We start from the raw sequence: 19,681 nt of genomic DNA, 5'->3' as shown, positions 1-19,681 counted from the left end.
CCGTCGATCACAGGGCCACGCTGACATTCCCCAGCCGTTCGGACAGGCGCATGTTTTCGGAGTAGTCGACCGGCACCGCGATCAGCGCCGGGCCGTCCTGCTGGAAGGCTTCCTCCAGGGTCGGAATAATCTGATCCGTCGCCGTGATCTCGCGCCCCCACATCCCGAAGCTGTTCGCCAGTTGGACGAAATCCGGATTGTTGAAGGACAAATCGGAATGCCGGCCCTGGAAGCCGTTCTGCTGCTTCCATTTGATCAGGCCGTATTCGCCGTCGCACCAGACCATGGCGACGATGTTCAGCTTGCGCCGGACGGCGGTCTCCAGTTCCTGCACATTCATCATGAAACCGGCGTCGCCGGAAATCGACAGAACCTTCTTGTCCGGATAGGCCATCTTCGCGCCGATGGATCCCGGCATGGCAAAGCCCATCGTGCAGAACCCGTTGGAAATCAGGCAGGTATTCGGTTCCTGGCACTGGTAATGGCGGGCGATCCACATCTTATGCGCCCCGACATCGGACAGCAGAATGTCTTCCGGTCCCATGAACTGCCGCACGTCCCACAGGATTTTCTGCGGCTTCACCGGGACGGCGGTGTCGTCCTTTTCGGCCGAGAACTCATCCGACATGATGCCGCGCAGCTTCGCCCGATCCTGGATGTCGAACAGGGGCAGGCGGTCCTCATACATGTCGTTGACCGCCTCGTTCAACTGCCACAGCGCGTCGGCCAGGTCGGAAACGACCTCAACGGTCGGCTGATAATCCCGGTCGACCTCCGCCGGCCAGAAATCGATATGGATGATCGTCTTGTCGTCCTTGTTCGTGCGGTTCCAGGCGGCCGGGCCGTATTCGACGAGGTCATAGCCGCAGGAAATCACCAGATCCGCGTCGTCGAAGGCCAGGTTGTTATAGTCGCCGGATCCCAGGCCCATGGTGAACAGGCAATGCGGATCGTCCATAGGAACCGCGCCCTTGCCCATGAAGGTGTTCACCACGCCGATCCCGGTTTTCGTCGCCAGGCGGTAAAGCTGTTTCGCGGCGCGTTTCCGGATCGCGCCGTTGCCGGCCAGAATGATCGGCTTCTTCGCCTGACCGATCAGGCGGGCGGCCTCGGCGATGGCCTTATGGTCCGCGGCCGGACGGCGCACCTTGTTGATGCGTATCGGCTTGTCGTCGATGTCTTGCTTGGCGATGTCCTCGGGCAGTTCGATGACGGTGACGCCCGGTTTTTCCTGTTCGGCGACCTTGAACGCCTTGCGCACGACCTCGGTGATGTTCTTGGCCGAGACGATGGATTGCGCCCATTTCGAGATCGGCCGCATCATTGCCACCGAATCCATGTTCTGGTGGCTTTCCTTATGCAGTCGGCTGATTGATCCCTGGCCGATGATGGCGACGACCGGCGCGCGATCCATGTTGGCGTCGGCCAGACCCGTGACCAGGTTGGTCGCGCCCGGACCCAGGGTCGACAGGCAGACGCCGGCCTTACCGGTCAGCCGGCCATAGGCATCGGCGGCGAAGGCGGCGGCCTGTTCGTGGCGGCACAGAACGAAATCGATGCTGGAGTTCATCAGCGAGATCATAAGATCGGCATTCTCTTCGCCGGGAACGCCGAAAATCCGCTCGACCCCTTCTGCTTCTAGACATTGGACGAAAAGGTCGGAGGCTTTCATCGGTTTTCTCCCAGTTTAATGGCTGGACCAGCGCTAGATGCCGAACCGCTTTGCGGGTTGAAAGCGGGATTTCATTTGCGTCGAGGGTAAACTTTCCGGCGGCGCTTGAGGGGCGTCAGTGTCAGATTTTTCCCCCGGCCCTGGCAAGCAAACTATCCATGACAGAAGAGGCCGGTCTATTGTCTGCTCATCATGTCGTGGCGCGTGCGGATGTCTTCGGGCCAGGTGCTCTTGATGTAGGACAGGACGGCCAGGATCTCGGAATCCGTCAGTGTCGATTCATATGCGGGCATGTCCGTGCGATAGTTCGGGCCGGCAAATTTTTGCAGTCCGAACTTCGTGATCTCAAAAAGCTGCCGCTCGCTGTGGTGCCAGGTATGGCCGGTTTCGTCATGTGGCGGGGCCGGCATCTTGCCGTCGGGTTTCCTCTGGCGCCAATCCGGTTCGCCTTGCAGATCGACCCCGTGGCAGGCGGCGCATTGGGACTGATAGATCACCTTTCCGATGCCGGTGAATTGCGGATCGTCCGGAATGAAGAGCGTTTCGGCGGCTGCGGTTGCCACGGACGACAGGGAAAGAACAGCGGCATAGGCAAATGTCCGAAGGATCATCGGCTGTCTCCGGCCAGATTTTGAAGTATCGGGCAGGTCGGCCGGGAATCCCCGTCGCAGCAATGCACCAGATGGGACAATGTCTCGCGCATGGCATTCAACTGCTCAATCTTCGCATCGATCTCGGACAGATGATTCTGGGCAATCGACTTCACTTCGGCGCTGGCTCTGTTCGCATCGGTATAGAGACCGAGCAAGGTTCGGCAATCCTCGACGGAAAACCCCAGATCCCGGGCGCGCCGAACGAAATGGAGAAGCTGAACGTCCTCAAAGCTGAAATCGCGATATCCGTTCTCGCCCCGGGTTGGGGAAATAAGGTCGATCTGCTCGTAATAGCGGATCGTTTTCGCCGGTAACCCGGTTCGTTTTGCGGCGTCCGATATGTTCATTTTCTGCACTCCGATGGGCTCAATAGCTTTTTTTGCACCTTCCATCTACTGGAAGGTCAATACACCCCTTGACCTTCCAGTGACTGGAATCTCCATGTTGGGGGTCGAAAGGAAGGTGGCAAGATGGCTATCCAAGAGTTCGACATCGACGGCATGACCTGCGCCGGCTGCGCAAAAACGGTCGAAAGGGCGCTTTCTTCCGTACGCGGCGTTGAGCAGGCAACAGTAAATTTGGCGTTGGAACGGGCTCATGTGGAAGGCGACGCGTCCAAGGAAGATTTGATCGCGGCCGTTGGCCGGGCGGGATATGCGGCATGGCGGCGGGAGGATATCGACCCCGATGAACGGGCGGCGGCCGTGCGCGCGGAGACCCGAAAGACGTGGCTGTGGCTCGGCCTGTCGGCGGTGTTGGCGATACCGTTCCTTTTACAGATGATCTTCATGGTGCTGGGGCTCCATTGGATGATGCCCTATTGGCTGGAACCGCTATTGGCGGCGCCGGTCGTGTTCGGCGCCGGCTTCCGATTCCATAAGGGCGCCCTTCACGCGATCCGGTCGCGCAGCGGCACCATGGACCTGCTGGTCTCCATTGGAACGGGCACGGCCTATCTTTATTCGCTGTGGATGGTGCTGGTGCTGGGGAGCCACGCCGAAGGGCATCTCTATTTCGAGGCGGCCGTCGTCATTGTGACGCTTGTTCTGTTCGGCAAGCAGCTGGAAGCGCGTGCCAAGGCGGGCGCCAGTGAGGCGATCCGCGGGCTGATGGCGCTGCGCCCCGATACCGTTCGGCGCGAAACCGAATCCGGCGGTGAAGAAACCGTGTCCATCGATGACGTGGCGGTCGGACATATCCTGATCGTGAAGGCAGGCGAACGCATTCCGGTGGACGGGCGAGTCGTCGGCGGAGATTCCGATGTCGATGAATCCCTGGTGACGGGCGAGAGCGTTCCGGTCCCCAAGGGCAAAGGCGATCCGGTAATCGGTGGGGCGGTTAACGGCGATGGGCTTTTGCGAATTGAAGCGACTGCCGTCGGCAAGGATACGACCCTGTCCAAGATTACGCGACTGGTTGAAAGGGCACAGAGTGGCAAGGCGCCGGTTCAGAAACTGGTCGATCGGGTCAGTGCGGTCTTCGTGCCCGTCGTTCTTGTCATCGCCGTTGTCACCTTCGCGGGATGGCTGATCGCCGGTCAGGAACTGGAACAGGCGATCATCGCAGCGGTATCCGTCCTGGTCATTGCCTGTCCCTGTGCCTTGGGCCTTGCATCGCCGACGGCGATTGTCGCCGGGACGGGCGCCGCCGCACGGGCCGGCATTCTGATCAAGGACGTCGATGCGATGGAACGGGCCATGGGCATCGACACCGTCCTGTTCGACAAGACCGGAACGCTCACCCGGGGCAAACCGGCGCTGGTGTCCGGCGGGGACGATGAAGAGGCGCTGCGTCATGCCGTAATCCTTCAGCGGGGCAGCGACCATCCCCTGGCAAGCGCGTTTCGTAAGGCTTTTGCCGGCAACCAGGATGCCTTGCCGTCGCCGCAATCATTCCGGAACCATTCCGGTGAAGGCATTACCGGGACCGTCGACGGACGATCCCTCGGCCTCGGCAACCGGGCTTTGATGAAACGGCTGAGTGTCGCCGTTTCGGCGGCGGATGAAAGCCGCATCCAGGAATTGGAAGAAGGCGGCAGCACGGTTGTTCTTCTGGCAGAGGACGGGAAACTTCGCGCCCTGTTCGGCCTGTCCGATACGCCGCGCGACGGGGCTCGGACGGTGATCTCCCGCCTGAAGGACCGTGGGCTTCGGCTCGGGATGATTTCAGGCGACAGTGCGGCCGCGGCCAACCATGTCGCCCGGTTGCTCGGCATCGACGATGTCGCGGCACAGGTGAAACCGGACCGGAAGGCCAAGACCGTGCGGGCTTACCAACAAGACGGTCGGCGCGTTGCGATGGTCGGCGACGGGATCAATGACGCGCCCGCCCTGGTCCAGGCCGATCTGGGAATCGCGATGGGGACCGGTGCCGAAATCGCACTGGATGCGGCCCCGGTGACCCTGATGCGGCCCGATCTCGATCTTGTTCCGGGTACCCTCGAAATCTGTCGCCGGACGGTCTGGAAAATCCGCCAGAACCTGTTCTGGGCCTTCATTTACAATGTGATCGGCCTGCCGCTGGCCGCGTTCGGATATCTCAGTCCCGCCATCGCCGGGGCGGCCATGGCGATGAGTTCGGTCAGTGTCGTCACCAGCTCGCTTCTGCTGCGTCGCTGGCGGCCCTGATCATTTCTTCTTCGGATAGGGCCGGGCGAGGGTGCGATTAAGCCCGCCCTTCAGTGGAATTTTCACGAAGTTTCCAAGCAGTTCCAGGTCGCCGATGATCTCGCGCCGCAGTTTGAATATGCCGATCTCCTGGAACTGCCCGCCCGCCATGGATAGGGCCACCAGTTCCTTGCGGTCCTGACGCGGCACCATCAGATCGGTGACGCCGTCGCCGTCCCAATCGATCACCAGGGACAGCCCCAGGGCCCGTGAGCCGATGGCATGCGTCGAGTACCCATTCTTGCGACTTTCCTCGACTAGGCGCCCGGACGAACGGTCCCAAGTGTAGAGGATCAGAATTCCGCCGATATGCGGCGTGCGGATCACCGCGATTTCCGGGTCGCCATCCCCGTCGAAATCCGCCACGCCGGCCGGGTTGAGCCATCGATTGGCGGTCCCTATCGGCGCGGCCTCCGCCAGCAGCGTGATCGCCCCGGCGCGAATGCCGAACAGGGCGATCGTCGCACCACCGTCCAGATAGGACCGTATAGTCAGGATTTCCGGTTCGCCATCGCCGTCGGCATCGACGATCCGTGGGGTCAGGTCCTCGAAGACGCTGTCTTCAGGCAGATCGTAACGCAGAGTGTCGCCGTCGCGTTCGACGATCAGGCTACCCGCCTCTATCGCGTCGCCGAGAATGCCATGCGGGTACCGCTCGGTGGGCGCCGCGTACCAGGCCTTCAGCCCCATGCCTTCGGCGACGCCGCCATCGGGCAGCATTTCCTGCGCGGCGGCTGTGCCGGACAGAAGGAAAATCAGGGCGAAGATCGGAAGAGGACGGGCCATGCCCGCCACTTTATGCCGCGTCTTGTTTGACGTCACCTGCTTCCATGCGGCGGACGAAGGCGCCGATCTGCGGACAGATCTGCTCACGCCAGCGGCGGCCGTTGAAGATGCCGTAATGGCCGACATTTTCCTGCAACAGGTGCTCGCGCAGGGCTTCCGGAATGTTCGGGCAGATATCGTGTGCGGCCTCGGTCTGGGCGGGGGCGGAGATGTCGTCCAATTCGCCCTCGACCGTCATCAGGCCGACATCGCGGATGGTTTCCGGCCGGACCAATCGGCCCTTCCACATCATCTCGCCCTTGGGCAGGGAATGACGGCGGAAGACATGATCGACCGTTTCCAGGAAGAAATCGGCGGCGACGTCGGCGACGGCCATGTATTCGTCATAGAAGGTCTGGGTGCGTTCGGCCGATTCCCCGTCGCCCCGGACCAGATGTTTGTACATCGACCAATGGGCCCCGGCATGGCGCGCCGGGTTCATCGACCAGAAGGCCCGCAATTGCAGGAACCCCGGATAGACCTTGCGGTTCGCGCCGGGGAAACGCGCCGGGACGCGATGAATGACGTGCCGTTCGAACCAGGGGATGCTGCGGTTCTCGGCAACCTGGGTCACGACGGTCGACGCGGCCCGGGTATCGACCGGCCCGCCCATCAGAACCATGCTGGCCGGACAATGCGGCGCCTTTTCCTCCGCCAGCAGGGCGACCGTCGCCAGCACCAGGGGAGCCGGTTGGCAAACCGCCATGATATGGACCGGACGCGGGTCTTCGGCATGCAGATGGGCCAGGAAGTCCATCAGATACTGCATATACGCGTCGACCCCGAAACGGCCTTCCGATTTCGGCACCTGGGCAGCGTCGCGCCAGTCGGTGATCCACACTTCGTTTTCGATCAGCAGCGCACGGACCGTGTCGCGCAGCAGGGTGGCGAAGTGCCCGGACATCGGCGCGACCAGTAGAATGCGCGACTGCGGGCGTGAGAACCCGGCCTTCTTGAACCGGACAAGATCGCCGAAGGGCTGCGACAGGACCGGTTCGATCTCAACCGGATAGGACGTGCCGTCCACCGATACTTCGTCGATCCCCCATTCCGGCTTTCCGCGTTCCGCCAGCAGGCTCTCGATGACGCCGGACCCGGCAGCCATCATCCGCCCCAGCGGAGTCCAGCTCAACGGATGGAACGGGTTCACGAAGGTCAGACGCGTCGCCTCCGCCATCAGGCGGACCGGCGCCAGCGCGCGCGATCGCGCGTCATACATGGAATAGAGCATCAACCATCCTTGGAGTTTCAGCGTTTCGCCAAGCTTACCGGCTTATGTTGCAGGTGCGAAAGCCAAAATAAGACAAAATGGTAAAATTGGTCTTACCAAGCTGAAAACAGGACGGAAATGCGGGCGCGGCCGTGCTGCCGCACCCGCGAAATTCCCGGTGCCGCTGTGATGCGGTTAGGGCGACAACCGGCGGATCGGTCAGAACCGAAGGGTCTTGACCTGTTTGATCTGCGGCAGGGCCTGAATCTGCGCCAGCAGGTCCGGTGAAATCTCCTCATCGACTGAGATCAGGGCGATGGCGTCGCCGCCGGCCTGGGCGCGGCCCAGATGGAAGGTCGCGATATTGACGCCCGCATTGCCCAGAACGGTCCCCAAACCGCCGATCAGGCCCGGCTTGTCGTGGTTGGTGATGTAGAGCATATGTGGCGTCAGTTCGGCTTCGATGGCGATGCCCTTGATGTCGACGATCCGGGGCAGGGCGCCGCCGAACAGCGTACCGGACAGGGACCGCTCGAATCGTTCGGTCTTCACCGTCAGCTTGATGAGTGTCTGATAGTCGCCAGGGCGGTCATGCACCACTTCCGACACGTCGACCCCGCGCTCGCGCGCGAAGACGGGGGCGTTGACCATGTTCACGGCGTCGGAGAACGGTTTCATGACTTCGGCCAGGGCCGCCTGGACCAGCGGTTTGACGTTCAGCTTCGCGACATGCCCTTCGAATTCCAGCGTCACCGCCTTGATGGCCGTCTCTGTTACCTGACCCGCGAAGGATCCTAACTGGCACGCCAGCGCCATGTAGGGCTGCAGCCGGGGCGCGTCCTCGGCCGAAATCGACGGCATGTTCAGTGCGTTGCTGACAGCGCCGGTCAGCAGGTAATCGGACATCTGCTCCGCGACTTGCAGGGCGACATTTTCCTGCGCCTCTTCGGTCGCCGCGCCCAGATGCGGGGTGGCGACGACATTGGGAATCCCGAACAGCGGGTTGTCCCGGGCCGGTTCTTCCGCGAAGACGTCCAGCGCCGCGCCGGCAACTTGGCCGCTTTCCAGCGCGTCCTTCAGTGCGGCCTCGTCGATGATACCGCCGCGGGCGCAGTTCACGATGCGGACGCCCGGCTTGCACTTCGCCAGCGCCTTCGCGTCGAGCAGATTGCGGGTGCTGTCGGTCAACGGTGTGTGAATGGTGATGAAATCGGCGCGGGCCAGCAGGTCGTCGATACCGACCTTCTCGACCCCCAATTCCCGCGCGCGTTCCGGCGACAGGAAGGGATCGTAGGCGACGACCTTCATTTTCAAGCCCTGGGCGCGGTCGGCGACGATGCTGCCGATATTGCCGGACCCGACCAGGCCCAGCGTCTTTCCGAACAGTTCGACGCCCATGAACTTCGATTTTTCCCACTTGCCGGCGCGGGTGGAGGCATCGGCGGCGGGAATCTGGCGGGCCAGCGCCATCATCATTGCGACGGCGTGTTCGGCGGTCGTGATCGAGTTGCCGAAGGGCGTGTTCATGACGACGACGCCGTTCTTGGTCGCGGCGGCCAGATCGACATTATCGACGCCAATCCCGGCGCGGCCGACGACTTTCAGCCGCCCGTTCCCGGCGGCCAGGACCGCGTCAGTCACCTTCGTTGCGGATCGGATGGCGAGACCGTCATAATCGGCGATGCGGGCCAGCAGATCCTCCGCCGATAGGCCGGGTTCGAAATCGACGTCGATTCCCCGGTCCCGGAACACGGCGACGGCGCGGTCGCTCAGCTTGTCGGAAATCAGTACTTTCGGCATCAGCTTACTCCGCCAGGATTTGGGCATAGGCCCAGTCGAGCCACGGCATCAGCGCCGCCATATTCGACGGTTCCACTGTCGCCCCGCCCCAGATGCGCAGGCCCGGGGGGGCATCGCGATAACCGTTGATATCCAGGGCGATTCCTTCCTTCTCCAGCAGTCCGGCCATGCGCTTCGGCGCGGTTTCCCGCCTGTCGCCTTCCAGCGGGCATTTGTCCGACAGCATCAGGCAGATCGAGGTGCTGGAGCGCGAGGCCGGATCGTTCGGCAGGAATTCGATCCAATTGGTGCGCGCGACCCAGTCCTCGACGATTTCCAGATTCTGTTGCGACCGGTCGATCAGGCCGCGCAGGCCGCCGATATCCTCGGCCCATTTCAGGGAATCGATCGCGTCCTCGACGCACAGCATGGACGGAGTGTTGATCGTCTCGCCCTTGAAGACGCCTTCGATCAGCTTGCCGCCCTTGGTCAGGCGGAAAATCTTCGGCATTGGCCAGGCGGGGCTGTGGCTTTCCAGGCGCTCGACGGCGCGCGGCGACAGGACCAGCATGCCATGGGCACCTTCACCGCCCAGCACCTTCTGCCAGGACCAGGTGACCACATCCAGCTTCGGCCAGGGCAGATCCATCGCGAAGGCGGCAGAGGTCGCGTCGCAGATGGTCAGCCCCTTGCGATCATCCGCAATCCAATCCGCGTCGGGGACCCGGACCCCGCTGGTCGTGCCGTTCCAGGTGAAGACCACGTCCCGGTCGGTATCGACGGCGTCGAGATTCGGCAGCAGGCCGTAATCGGCCTCGATCACCCGGACATCCTCCAGCTTCAATTGCTTGGCGACGTCGGTGACCCAGCCTTTGCCGAAGCTTTCCCAGGCCAGCATGTCGACGCCGCGCGCGCCGAGTAGGGACCACAATGCCATTTCCACCGCGCCGGTATCCGACGCGGGCACGATGGCCAGCCGGTAATCATCGGGCAGGCCCAGGATTGCGCGGCTGCGGTCGATGACTTCCTTCAGCTTCGCCTTGCCCGGCGTGGACCGGTGCGAACGCCCCAGCAGCGCGTCCTCCAGCGCGGCAGGCGACCAGCCAGGCCGCTTCGCGCAGGGTCCGGAAGAGAACAGCGGATTTGCCGGACGTTGATCCGGGCGAGGGACGTTGGCGGTCAAGGCGGGCTCTCCATGGGATGAGGAAGTGTGCGGAAGCTAGGGTCGGTCACGCAGTACGTCAACGGCCTTTTGTCGCTAAAACGCGCAAAAGCGTCGCATTCACCGATTCACCGCGCGGCGGCCACCAAGGCGCGGTAGAGCCGTTGCTGAGCCGCTTTCTGGGGCATGTATTCCGGATGCCATTGGACACCCAGCAGAAACCGGTCGCCGAGATGCTCGATCGCTTGCGTCACGCCGCGCCGATCCGCCGCAGCCAGGCGCATGCCGTCGCCGGGTTGTTCGACGGCCTGATGATGCAGGGAATTCACCCAGACCTGATCGCGGCCCAGGATGGCGGCCAACCGGGTGTCCGGTTCCACGTCGACACGCTTGCGCGGCAGCACCGTTCGCAGTCGCGGCAGGTCCGGATAGGTGGTGTAGATGTCCTCGATCAGTGACCCGCCGCGCCACAGGGCCAGCATCTGCGCGCCACGGCAAACGCCCAGAACGGGGACGGGACAGCCGGCCAGAGCGTCCAGCAGCGAGTATTCCAGACGGTCGCGCTCCGGGTCGATGCGAATCGCGGGCTGTACCGCGCCGCCATACAAGGATGCCGAAATATCGTCACCCCCGCCGATGACGAGCCCGTCGAGTGCCGACGCGGCTTTCGCTACGTCGTCGACGCGACGGGCGGTCAGGCGCCGGGCCTTGCCGCCGGCGCGCCAGATCGCGAAACGCTGAAACTGCCAGGACCGCCAACCGCGCAGATGGCTGGTCGTCACGCCGATCAACGGTCTGCTCATATCCGGTACTCCGCCCCCAGCCGATCCGACAGGCGTTGCAGGTCACCGGACAGGGGGAAGGTGGAGAGCGTCTGGAGTTCGCGACAGGCCTCCGTCAGCGCTTCGCGATCCTGGGCCAGGCGCTCGACCGCCAGCCAGCGCTGCCATTCCGCCGCCGGTCCCGCATACCGTTCCGAAAACAGGGTGTTGGGCAGCCGCCAATGATACGCGGGGCGCGGCTTCACCCTGGGGTCGTCGACCGCTGCGCGTACCAGGTCCGACCGCAAATGTGCGAAGAGGGGCAGCATGTCCAACTCGCGGTTCCGGGTGTCGTTGAAGGACAGATAGTCGGCGATCATCCCGTCGATATCCGGCGCATAACCCGGCCGGCAGATATGGCGCAGATAGGATGATGGGAACGGATCGATATAGGGAAAGGCCCGCCGCATGCCATCGACGCGGATGTCCGAGCGCAGCCAAGGGCTCAACAGCAGATAGGCCTGTAGTGTAGGCAAGATGTCGTCCACCGTCTCGCCGGTCACCTCGATGTTGAGATGCAGGCCGAAGGCATAGAGCAACCCTTCATCGGTGCCCGCCGCGCCGGCATGGCCCAGATCCCGATAGAGCGTCTCCATCTCCATCAGCCGGGGCCATTCGATCGGCGGGGCCACGATCTCGCAGGGGATCAGGTCGCCGGCCAGATCGCCCAGAATGCGGCTGGTTTCGGCATCCAACTCCTTTATCCACGTGACCAGGTCGGTCAGCCAGGGGCGGGTCTCGTCGATGTCCCGAAGCCGGTCGTTCGGATGTACATACTGGGCGTCCAGTTCAACCCGGAAAGGGGAGGGATCGCCGTTTTCGATCGTATAGCGGTGGGGATTGTTCTGCCGGATCTCGCCGCCGAAACGGTCTCGAACAAGTTCAGCGGCGTCGCGCGGCCTCAGCGCGGCGAACTCGAACTCCAGGCCGACTCGACGGTGCGACCCATCCTGGCCGGCCGGCACAGGGGGCGGATAAATTGCGGATTTGGTCGGAATGCCCGTCACAACATCCAAGGATGTAGGGGGCTCCCGCCGGATTTAAAGGTCGAACCAGAACGGCGCGAATAGACTGAACGCGGCCCAACAGATCAGAAGCAGCGGCGTGCCGGCCCGAATGAAGTCTTTGAACTTGTACCCGCCCGGCGCCATGACCAGAAGGTTGGTCTGATATCCGACAGGACTGCCGAAGGAACAGTTGGCGGCAAACACGACCGCGACGGCGAAGGCCTCCGCCGGGACGCCGATATCGTGGGCGATGGCGACCGCGATGGGGGTGAACAGGACCGCTGTCGCCTTTGTCGACAGAACATTGGCCAGCACGGCGGTCAGAAGGAAGAACCCGGACAGCACGACGGCCGGACTGGATTCGCCCAGCAGTACGACCAACCCATGGGCCAGGAAGGCGGCCCCGCCGGTCGCCTGCATCGATGCGCCCAGGGCCAGGGCGGCGGCGATCAGCAGAATGATCTTGTGGTCGATGGCGCGGATCGCCTCTTCGGCGCTCAGGGCGCCGGATATCACCATCGCCGCGGCGCCGGTCAGGGTCGCGACCTCGGTCGGCAGAACTCCGGTCGCGGCGGCGCCGACGGTCGCGAAGAAGATCAGCCCGGCCCGTTTGGCATGATGCGGCTGCGGCAGGTCTTCCGCCGACCATTCCAACAGCACGACCTCTTGGCTGCCGCGCAGGGCTTCGATATCGGCGCGGCGGCCCTGGATCAGCAGGATGTCGCCCGATTCCAGCGGGATCTCGGTCGGGCGGGTACGCGGCATCCGGCTGCGGCGTTCGATGCCCAGGACGACGCAGTCATGGCGATAGCGGAAGCCGATCGTGTCCAGTGTCCGGCCGACCATGCGCGATCCGGGCGTGACCATCACCTCGGCGACGGATTGCGCGCCGGTACGCCACCGGGCGTCGGCATCGATCATCCGCGCCATGCCGCTGCCGGACATGATCTCCGGCGTCAGGGATTTCGGGTTGTCCTTGTGGAACTGCAGCAGGCGTTCGCGGGTCGCCGCGACGATCAGGATATCGTCCCGCTGCAGGGGGATTTCCTCATAGGGCGGCGTGAATGTCTCCTCGCCGCGTTCGATCGACAAGACGGTGATCCCGGGCAGACCGGGGAAGAAACCGGCGGAGGGCGTCATCCCGTCCAGCACGCTGCCGCGTCGGACGGTGATCTGGGCCTTGAACTGTTTGGCCTCGCGCTGGGCGCCGCCGGTGTCCCCTTCACGGTCGGGCAACAGTTTCGGCAGGATCAGGATGACATAGACCATCCCGGCACCGGCCACGACCAGTCCTGGGATGGTGAAACTGAAAAAGCTGAATCCTTCCTCGCCCAGTTCGATCATCGCACTGGACACCAGAAGGTTGGTCGACGATCCGATCAGCGTCGTCATCCCGCCCAGAATGGCCGCGAAGCTGAGTGGCATCATGTAGCGGCCCGCGCTGCGGTTCGACCGGACGGCCAGGGCCTGCATGATGGGGATGAACAGGACAACGACAGGAATGTTGTTCAGCACCGCAGAAACAGCGCCGACCAGTAAAAGTGCCATCCCGATCGCCGCGGTCGGCCTTCCTTTTGCCGCCGCGTAGACGACCGTCGCGGCGCTGTCCAATGCGCCTGTCCGGTTCAAACCTTCGCCCAGGATCAGGAGGGCCAGCACGGTCATCATCGCCGGATTGGCGAATCCGGTCAGCAGCTTGTGGGCGTCCAACAGATTGTCGCCGTCCGGGCCGGGCACCGGCAACAGATGGAAGACGACCATCAATGCGCAGATCACCGCCAGCGATGTGACCTCCAGCGCCAATTTTTCGGTCGCATAGAGATACAGCGCGCCGCCGATCAGAATGAAGACCAGGATCATTTCCAGGGTCTTCACATCGGCCAAATCCATCGCGATCCCGCCCCCCATCCAGTTTCTTCAGTCGCCCGCCGGGCGCGGCGACAGCTTAGCGCATTCTTTACTCAAAATAGAAACCCCCGTGGCCATCCGTCGGCCTGTTCGCCCCAAAACCGCAGTGGGTTGCGCCATGTTTTCCCGTTCCGGCAACAGATTTGAACGAACGAGGTCCGTAAGACCTATCCCGCGGGGGCGGGGCCTTCAATCGCAATCCGATTGTCCCACTTGGTCGCGTGAGTGGCAATTACGGTCGCTTTTGGAAAAAAGATATTGAAGCCTCGACGAGTCTCAGTATATCTCGCACTGCAACATGCGGAGAAGGATTTTCCCGCGCTCACCGCCAGACCGGAACCGTCATCATGCCGAAATATCGAACCCATTTCGAGTTGGACATTCAGGATATCGACCGGATTGAGGCGTCGCTGACGCAACGCGTGGGGGATCTGTCACGGAAGGTTCTGAACACGACCGGTGACGGCGTTGGCGGCAAACCGGATCTGACCGGATTGCAGAACGAGATTCAGCAATTGCGCGGCTTGCTGGGCCGGATTCACGAACAGAAGATCTGGTTCGCGCCAAAAGACTATCAGCCTCGCGGCTGATTGATTCTTCTTGCCGTGTGAGACGGGTTTATCGGGCCGTCGGCAGCCGTTAGACTTGGCGGCAGACTGAACCGAACCGGGTGATCCGATGTTTATCCGAGCCATTGCCGCCTTGGCGCTGGCCATTGCGGCCTCGCTGCCCATCGGCAACGCGACGGCGCAGAGCCAACCCGCCCAATCCACCGAAGTTTTGCGCGAAACCTATGGCGATTGGGACATACGCTGCAATGCGGCCCGCCCGGACGAATGCTACATGGTTCAAACCGCGTCGAACGACCAGGGTCGACCGATGGTGGAGTTCAGCCTGATCCGGCTTGCACCGGGCGGGCCTGCACCGGCCGGCGCCACGGCGGTCGTGCCACTGGGGACGGCCCTGCCGGAGGGGCTGCTGTTCCAGGTCGACGGCGGGGAACCGCTGCGTTTCGCCTATGATTTCTGCGCTCCGGCGGGATGTATCGCCAATTTGGCGCTGACGGCGGAGCAGGTGGCAGCGATGAAGCGCGGCGCGCAGGCCCTGATCACGATCAAGGCCGCATCCCGTCCTGAGAATCCCATACCGGTCCGCGTCTCACTGCGCGGCTTTACGGCGGCTTACGAGTCCCTCTGATCGACTGGACGCGTCAAGGCGTCCCGGGTCAACAGGCGGTGCGGCGAAACGGCCATGACCCGCAGAAGGTCTCCAATCCTCGCCCGCCGTTGCTCTTGGACAATACGCCGCTGCCGCCAGACCGCCCCCAATCCGTCGATTGCCGCAACGAGCCCGCGCAGCGCCGCTGGTCGCAGCATCGCAAGATCGCGCAGCGCCATGGCGGTTTGGGTCAGGATGAAAAGCGGCAGCAGCGGGATCATCAAAACGGCGGGCATGTTCTTCAGCCAAACCCAGACGCGGTTGCGGCTGCCATGATACGCCGCGAAATCGCTGTGTCTTGCGGAGGACGCATATCCTTCGTGCCGTACTTCTGCCGCGCCGACTTGCAGGATCGGCCGCCCCGCCATCCGCAGCCGGAAGGACAGGTCGACATCCTCGCCATAGCAGAAGAAGCCTTCGTCGAAACCGCCCAGTGCCTCGAAATCGGCGCGACGGTAGAACGCGGCCGCGGCGCATGCGGCAAAAACCTCGGCCAAGGCGGGTGGCGATTCCGGTTGGACCCTTTGCCCATAGCCGCCGCGCCAATACAGACCGCCAATCCAGAACGTATCGCCCAGCCCGTCATACCGGCCGGGTTCGGCATCGGAAATCTGGGTCGATCCGAAGGCGGCGGCGGGATGCGCGTCGGCGGCGTCGATCAGGCACTGCAGCCAGTCCCTGGCGGGGTAGGCGTCGGGGTTCAGCGTCGCGATGAATTCGGAGTGTGTCGCCGCCGCCGCTTGATTGTTCGCCGCGGCAAATCCGGTATTGTCCGCGTTTCGCACCAGGGAGAAGCGCGAATCGGGAAGGGTGATCCGGTCCGGCGTGCCGTCGGTCGACGCGTTGTCGATGACGACGACGTCGAAATCGCTGAAATCCTGCGCCGCGACGGCGGTCAGGCAACGCTGAATCTGTGATGCGTTATTGTAGGTGACTATGAGGATCGAGACGCGGGGCATGGGACCGGATCATGGACTCCGAACAAACTGAAACGGCGGCCGGCGGGGCCGAGACGGGGTTGATATCCGTCATCCTGCCTTGCCGGGACGAAGCGGCGGTGCTGGCCGAAACGTTGCAGTCGTTTCTGGCGGCGCAGGAGTCTATACACGAAATCGTCTTCATCGACGACGGGTCCCGCGACGGTAGCCTGGAAATCGCCAAGCGCCTTTTGGCCGATTGCGGCAAGGCGGTCTTTATCCGGCACGAAACAGCAATCGGTGCTGCGGCTTCGCTGCGGGAAGGTCTGACCCGCGTGTCGGGCCGCTACGTTTTCATGGGGGCGGGGGACGATCCGATCGATCCGGACTTGCTGCCCGCGGCCTTGCAATGGTTGGGCGAATATCCCGGCGCGGGGGTTTTTTCCGCCGAAAGCCGGGGTGTCGATCGGTCGGGGCGGGTGCAGGAGGTTCCTGCCTTGCCGAGACCGGTCGACGGCGCCGGATATTTGGACTCGCGGAGCTGCCGGGCCGCGCTGTTCCGGATGGATTCCTGGTTTGCGGGCAATACCTGTGTCTACCGAACGGATGTCCTGCAAGAGATCGGCATTCACGACGATCTGGGCCCATTTTGCGATGCCTATGCCGCCTGGACCGCCGCCTTACGGCACGGTGCCTGTTTCGTCGCGGCGCCCCTTGCCACGAAACGCGATCTGGCCGGCGGGGCCGGGGTGGCCATGTTTCGCGAACCGGCGCGGGCCGAGACCATATGGCTCGCGGCCCGTCGTCGCATGGAAGCCGATCCGGTCGGTGCCTATCCCAGGGCATTGATCGACCGGATGGAGCGGCGCTGGCGGTACAATATTGCCCGGGCGCGTCTGGCTTCGCGTTTCGACAAAATGGGCGGCTGTGCCGGTTCGTTGGCCTTCGCGGTCTTTCGTTTTGCTGTTGCGGTGCGGTATAAACCTTTCGATGTACTTGGTATTCTATCGCGTCGTGGGGGAAGGCCGGTTTCCGGCACATTGCCGCGTGACGAACCGGACAGCGGAAAATAAGGTTGCAGGGCCGATGTTCCGGTCGGTTCGTCGATATTTTAAAGATTGATCGTTCGCCCGTCGGCGACGAACTAGGGGGGTCCATTATGGACACGCGTTCCGTTTCATCGACCTGGTTGGACCATGTCGAGCTGCTCTCAAGCCCGACCGACGACTATAAGCCCGCGATCACGGCCGACGGCACGCAGGTGAAGGTTCTGCTGGCCATGTGGGGCCAGGATTTCATTGAACAGTTCTTCGCCCTGTCCTTTCCGACCCTGATGGCACCGGGCAATCTGCCGGGGCTGGCACAGGAATTTCCGACGGAATTCGTATTTCTGACCGGCGCGCGGGACCGCAAGGCGATTGAGGCGCACCCGGAATTTCGCCAGTTGAAGGCGGTCTGTGCGGTATCCTTCCTGGAAATAGACGACCTGATTATCGGCACGAACTATTCCACCACCGTGACCCTGGCCTATACCCGCGCGATGCGGTCGCAGGGCGACAAGATGCTGGACACGTATTTCGTTTTCATGGTGTCCGATTACATCATGGCCGATGGGTCGCTGCGGAACTTGGCCGGCTACATGCGCCGTGGGGTCAGCGGGGTCTATGCCGGCAACTTCCAGATCGCCCATGACGAGGTCTACCGGCCGCTGCGCGAATGGGTCGATCCGAAGACCCATGTCGCGACGATTCCGCCGCGCGATCTGATGCGCTTTGCCCTGAACCACCTGCATCCGGTCACGATCGCGAATTTCGTCGACCAGCCGGTGTCCCATAACCGGCACGGCAACCGACTGTTCTGGCGCATCGACGACAGCACGGTCGCAGGTCGGTTCTTCCTGATGCATATGCTGTGCATCAAGCCGGAACTGACGGATTTCCAGATCGGGTCTTCCTGCGATTTCTCGTTCATTCCGGAACTGTGCCCGTCGGGCAATGTCGCCTACATAACGGATTCCGACGAATATCTGGTCGTCGAGCATCAGATGTTCGCGCATGAGACGGGGTATCTGCGCGGCGGGCCGGGCAGTATCGAGGTGCTGGCCCATGCCTTTGGCGACTGGTCGACGGAACCGCACCGCAAGAATGCGAATACGATGGTCGTGTTCCACGCGGACGGCATACCGGAATGCACCGCCGAAGTAGAACGGGAATCGCAGGCCTATATCGACGCGCTGGTGAAAAAAATGCCGCCGGCGAACCCGTATCGCGGGCACAAGTTTTGGATTTCGGCGATCAACGACTTCGTGTTCGAACTGATCCGCCAGAACCGCATGCCGGCGGTGATGAAGCGCGACGGGCGCGACCAGGGTAAGCCGTCCTACTTGCGCCGCAAATACTGGGACATCTTCGGGCGCGCCCCACATGTGACGCACTGGCACTATGCGTGGCTGGACTACAAGGACCTGATCGCGTCGATCGAAACCGAACTTGCCGATAAAGATAAGAAGGTCGCCCTGATCACCGATGCCATCAATCCCGTCACGCTGTGGCTGGGGCGTCAGGATCGGGAAATCCCGCAATGGCGTGCCTCAGGCATCGCAGAACGTGGCAAGACGCGGGTTTACGGCAGCGAGCGGGTCGATTGCGTCATCATCCTGCTGGAGCCGAGCAACGCCCATCTGGTCGACAATCTGTTCCGATATCTGCCGAAATTGGTGCGGCCCGGGGCGCGGATCCTGCTTTGGATCTCGGCGGCGGGCGATTCGAATTTCGACATCGACAATTTCGTCGCGTCACATTCGACGCATTTCTTCCGGTCCTTCGTCACGCTGCAATCCTACAAGGCCGCACGCGGGGAGCGTCGCCGGGCGGCCTACCAGGCGATGTTGCGCGCCCAGGAAATGCTGCGCGGCGGCCGGTTGTTCCGCGGTTTCGCCAACGCACTTTCCGGTGTCGTTTCCGGTGCGCTGGAAAACCGGAAGGCCCTGCGCGGCAGTCACCTTCTGACAGGGAAGCCGATCAGCGGGCTGTTGGAATTCAAGGTGACCCAGAAGGAATCGGTGTTGCGTCAGCAGCCGGGTCCGAAGCGGACGGGGACGACCGAACCGGTTACGGAAGCGGAGAAGAAAGAGCGTGCCTTGGAAGAGGGCACGAAGGAAACGCAATACAACAACTGTCTGGATGTGCGAGACGAGGTCGGTTTCACCCGACTGGGGTTAATGACCAATCAGGTCTGGCACGATGACCCGCGCAGGCTGGTGTTCTCGCTGGCCCGCTACAAATTCGTATCGAAGATGATGTCGGGGCGTGCGCGCGTCGCGGAACTGGGATGCGGCGACGCATTCGGGTCTCGGATCGTGCTGCAGGAGGTCGGCGAGCTGTCGGTCTTCGATTTCGACCCGCTGTTCATCGACGATGTCCGCGAGCGCTATTCCGATCACTGGCCGCTGAAGTCCGCCGTGCACGACATTCTGGAGGGACCGCTGCCCGGACCTTTCGACGGAATCTACAGCCTGGATGTCCTGGAACATATCCCGCAGGAAAAAGAGCACGTCTACATGGACAATCTCTGCGCGGCGCTGGACGGCAAAGGGATTGCGATCATCGGTATGCCGTCGCTGGAATCCCAGGTACATGCCTCGCCGGTCAGCAAGGAAGGCCATGTCAATTGCAAGACCGGTAAGGATCTGAAGAAATTGTGCGAACGGTATTTCGAAACCGTCTTCGTGTTTTCGATGAATGATGAGGTCGTCCATACGGGCTACTACCCGATGGCGCATTACATTATTGCGTTGTGCTGTCACCGGAAGTCCGGCGGCTGACCGCGCGCGCTGCTGGGACC

The 19,681-nt window shown here is 62.6% G+C and carries 16 protein-coding genes; 5 read left to right on the top strand and 11 right to left on the bottom strand.

Annotated features, from left to right (window positions below; genetic code table 11):
• Positions 1-7: 7 nt before the first annotated feature.
• The 3 genes from ACO06O_RS10575 to cueR form a co-directional block, all read right to left on the bottom strand.
• A complete protein-coding gene (locus tag ACO06O_RS10575) occupies positions 8-1,672 on the bottom strand; it encodes an acetolactate synthase large subunit (RefSeq protein WP_421879284.1) in 1,665 nt (554 codons plus the stop codon).
• A 176-nt stretch (positions 1,673-1,848) separates the two neighbouring features.
• Positions 1,849-2,283 carry a c-type cytochrome gene (locus ACO06O_RS10570; RefSeq protein WP_421879281.1) on the bottom strand — a complete coding sequence of 145 codons (435 nt, stop codon included), beginning with the start codon at positions 2,281-2,283 and terminating at the stop codon, positions 1,849-1,851.
• Entirely contained in the window at positions 2,280-2,672 is a 393-nt protein-coding gene (gene cueR / locus ACO06O_RS10565) for a Cu(I)-responsive transcriptional regulator (protein ID WP_421879278.1), read from the bottom strand. Before cueR ends, ACO06O_RS10570 begins: the two co-directional genes overlap by 4 nt.
• Positions 2,673-2,795: 123 nt before the next feature.
• On the opposite strand from cueR, the gene ACO06O_RS10560 reads away from it, so the two are divergent.
• Positions 2,796-4,952: a heavy metal translocating P-type ATPase gene (locus ACO06O_RS10560; RefSeq protein WP_421879275.1), complete on the top strand. Its 2,157-nt coding sequence runs from the start codon at positions 2,796-2,798 to the stop codon at positions 4,950-4,952.
• Here ACO06O_RS10560 and ACO06O_RS10555 read toward each other — a convergent pair whose 3' ends face one another.
• The 7 genes from ACO06O_RS10555 to ACO06O_RS10525 all read right to left on the bottom strand — a co-directional run bounded on the left by ACO06O_RS10555 (position 4,953) and on the right by ACO06O_RS10525 (position 13,703).
• Positions 4,953-5,777 (bottom strand): FG-GAP repeat domain-containing protein, encoded by an 825-nt coding sequence (locus tag ACO06O_RS10555; RefSeq protein WP_421879272.1) that lies wholly within the window; start codon positions 5,775-5,777, stop codon positions 4,953-4,955. It abuts the gene before it with no gap.
• A gap of 10 nt (positions 5,778-5,787) precedes the next feature.
• Positions 5,788-7,047, bottom strand: coding sequence for a polyhydroxyalkanoate depolymerase (locus ACO06O_RS10550; protein ID WP_421879270.1), 1,260 nt, complete (start codon positions 7,045-7,047; stop codon positions 5,788-5,790).
• A gap of 198 nt (positions 7,048-7,245) precedes the next feature.
• Positions 7,246-8,826, bottom strand: a complete 1,581-nt coding sequence (gene serA / locus ACO06O_RS10545) for a phosphoglycerate dehydrogenase (RefSeq protein ID WP_421879267.1) — start codon at positions 8,824-8,826, stop codon at positions 7,246-7,248.
• 4 nt (positions 8,827-8,830) lie between these two features.
• On the bottom strand, positions 8,831-9,988 hold the full coding sequence (locus ACO06O_RS10540; RefSeq protein WP_421879264.1) for a phosphoserine transaminase: 1,158 nt from the start codon (positions 9,986-9,988) through the stop codon (positions 8,831-8,833).
• Between the two features lie 107 nt (positions 9,989-10,095).
• Positions 10,096-10,770 (bottom strand): gamma-glutamyl-gamma-aminobutyrate hydrolase family protein, encoded by a 675-nt coding sequence (locus tag ACO06O_RS10535; protein WP_421879262.1) that lies wholly within the window; start codon positions 10,768-10,770, stop codon positions 10,096-10,098.
• On the bottom strand, positions 10,767-11,795 hold the full coding sequence (locus ACO06O_RS10530; protein WP_421879429.1) for an amidoligase family protein: 1,029 nt from the start codon (positions 11,793-11,795) through the stop codon (positions 10,767-10,769). Before ACO06O_RS10530 ends, ACO06O_RS10535 begins: the two co-directional genes overlap by 4 nt.
• Before the next feature lie 33 nt (positions 11,796-11,828).
• Complete coding sequence (locus tag ACO06O_RS10525) at positions 11,829-13,703, bottom strand: SLC13 family permease (protein WP_421879259.1); 1,875 nt, start codon at positions 13,701-13,703, stop codon at positions 11,829-11,831.
• A 347-nt stretch (positions 13,704-14,050) separates the two neighbouring features.
• On the opposite strand from ACO06O_RS10525, the gene ACO06O_RS10520 reads away from it, so the two are divergent.
• Both ACO06O_RS10520 and ACO06O_RS10515 read left to right on the top strand, forming a co-directional pair.
• Positions 14,051-14,293 (top strand): hypothetical protein, encoded by a 243-nt coding sequence (locus ACO06O_RS10520; protein WP_421879256.1) that lies wholly within the window; start codon positions 14,051-14,053, stop codon positions 14,291-14,293.
• An 88-nt stretch (positions 14,294-14,381) separates the two neighbouring features.
• On the top strand, positions 14,382-14,900 hold the full coding sequence (locus ACO06O_RS10515) for an invasion associated locus B family protein (protein WP_421879254.1): 519 nt from the start codon (positions 14,382-14,384) through the stop codon (positions 14,898-14,900).
• Here the strand turns inward: ACO06O_RS10515 and ACO06O_RS10510 are convergent.
• Positions 14,885-15,880 (bottom strand): glycosyltransferase family 2 protein, encoded by a 996-nt coding sequence (locus tag ACO06O_RS10510; RefSeq protein WP_421879251.1) that lies wholly within the window; start codon positions 15,878-15,880, stop codon positions 14,885-14,887. The genes ACO06O_RS10515 and ACO06O_RS10510 overlap by 16 nt on opposite strands.
• Before the next feature lie 11 nt (positions 15,881-15,891).
• Here ACO06O_RS10510 and ACO06O_RS10505 point away from each other — a divergent pair, with 11 nt between their 5' ends.
• Complete coding sequence (locus ACO06O_RS10505) at positions 15,892-16,911, top strand: glycosyltransferase family 2 protein (RefSeq protein ID WP_421879248.1); 1,020 nt, start codon at positions 15,892-15,894, stop codon at positions 16,909-16,911.
• A gap of 86 nt (positions 16,912-16,997) precedes the next feature.
• Positions 16,998-19,661, top strand: a complete 2,664-nt coding sequence (locus ACO06O_RS10500) for a class I SAM-dependent methyltransferase (RefSeq protein WP_421879246.1) — start codon at positions 16,998-17,000, stop codon at positions 19,659-19,661.
• The last annotated feature ends 20 nt before the right edge of the window (positions 19,662-19,681 follow it).

The organism is Pacificispira sp., from assembly GCF_965228185.1.
Taxonomy (GTDB): Bacteria; Pseudomonadota; Alphaproteobacteria; order UBA8366; family Aestuariispiraceae; genus Pacificispira.
Note: the sequence above shows the minus strand (reverse complement) of the source record. Positions and strands in the feature narration are given on the sequence as shown.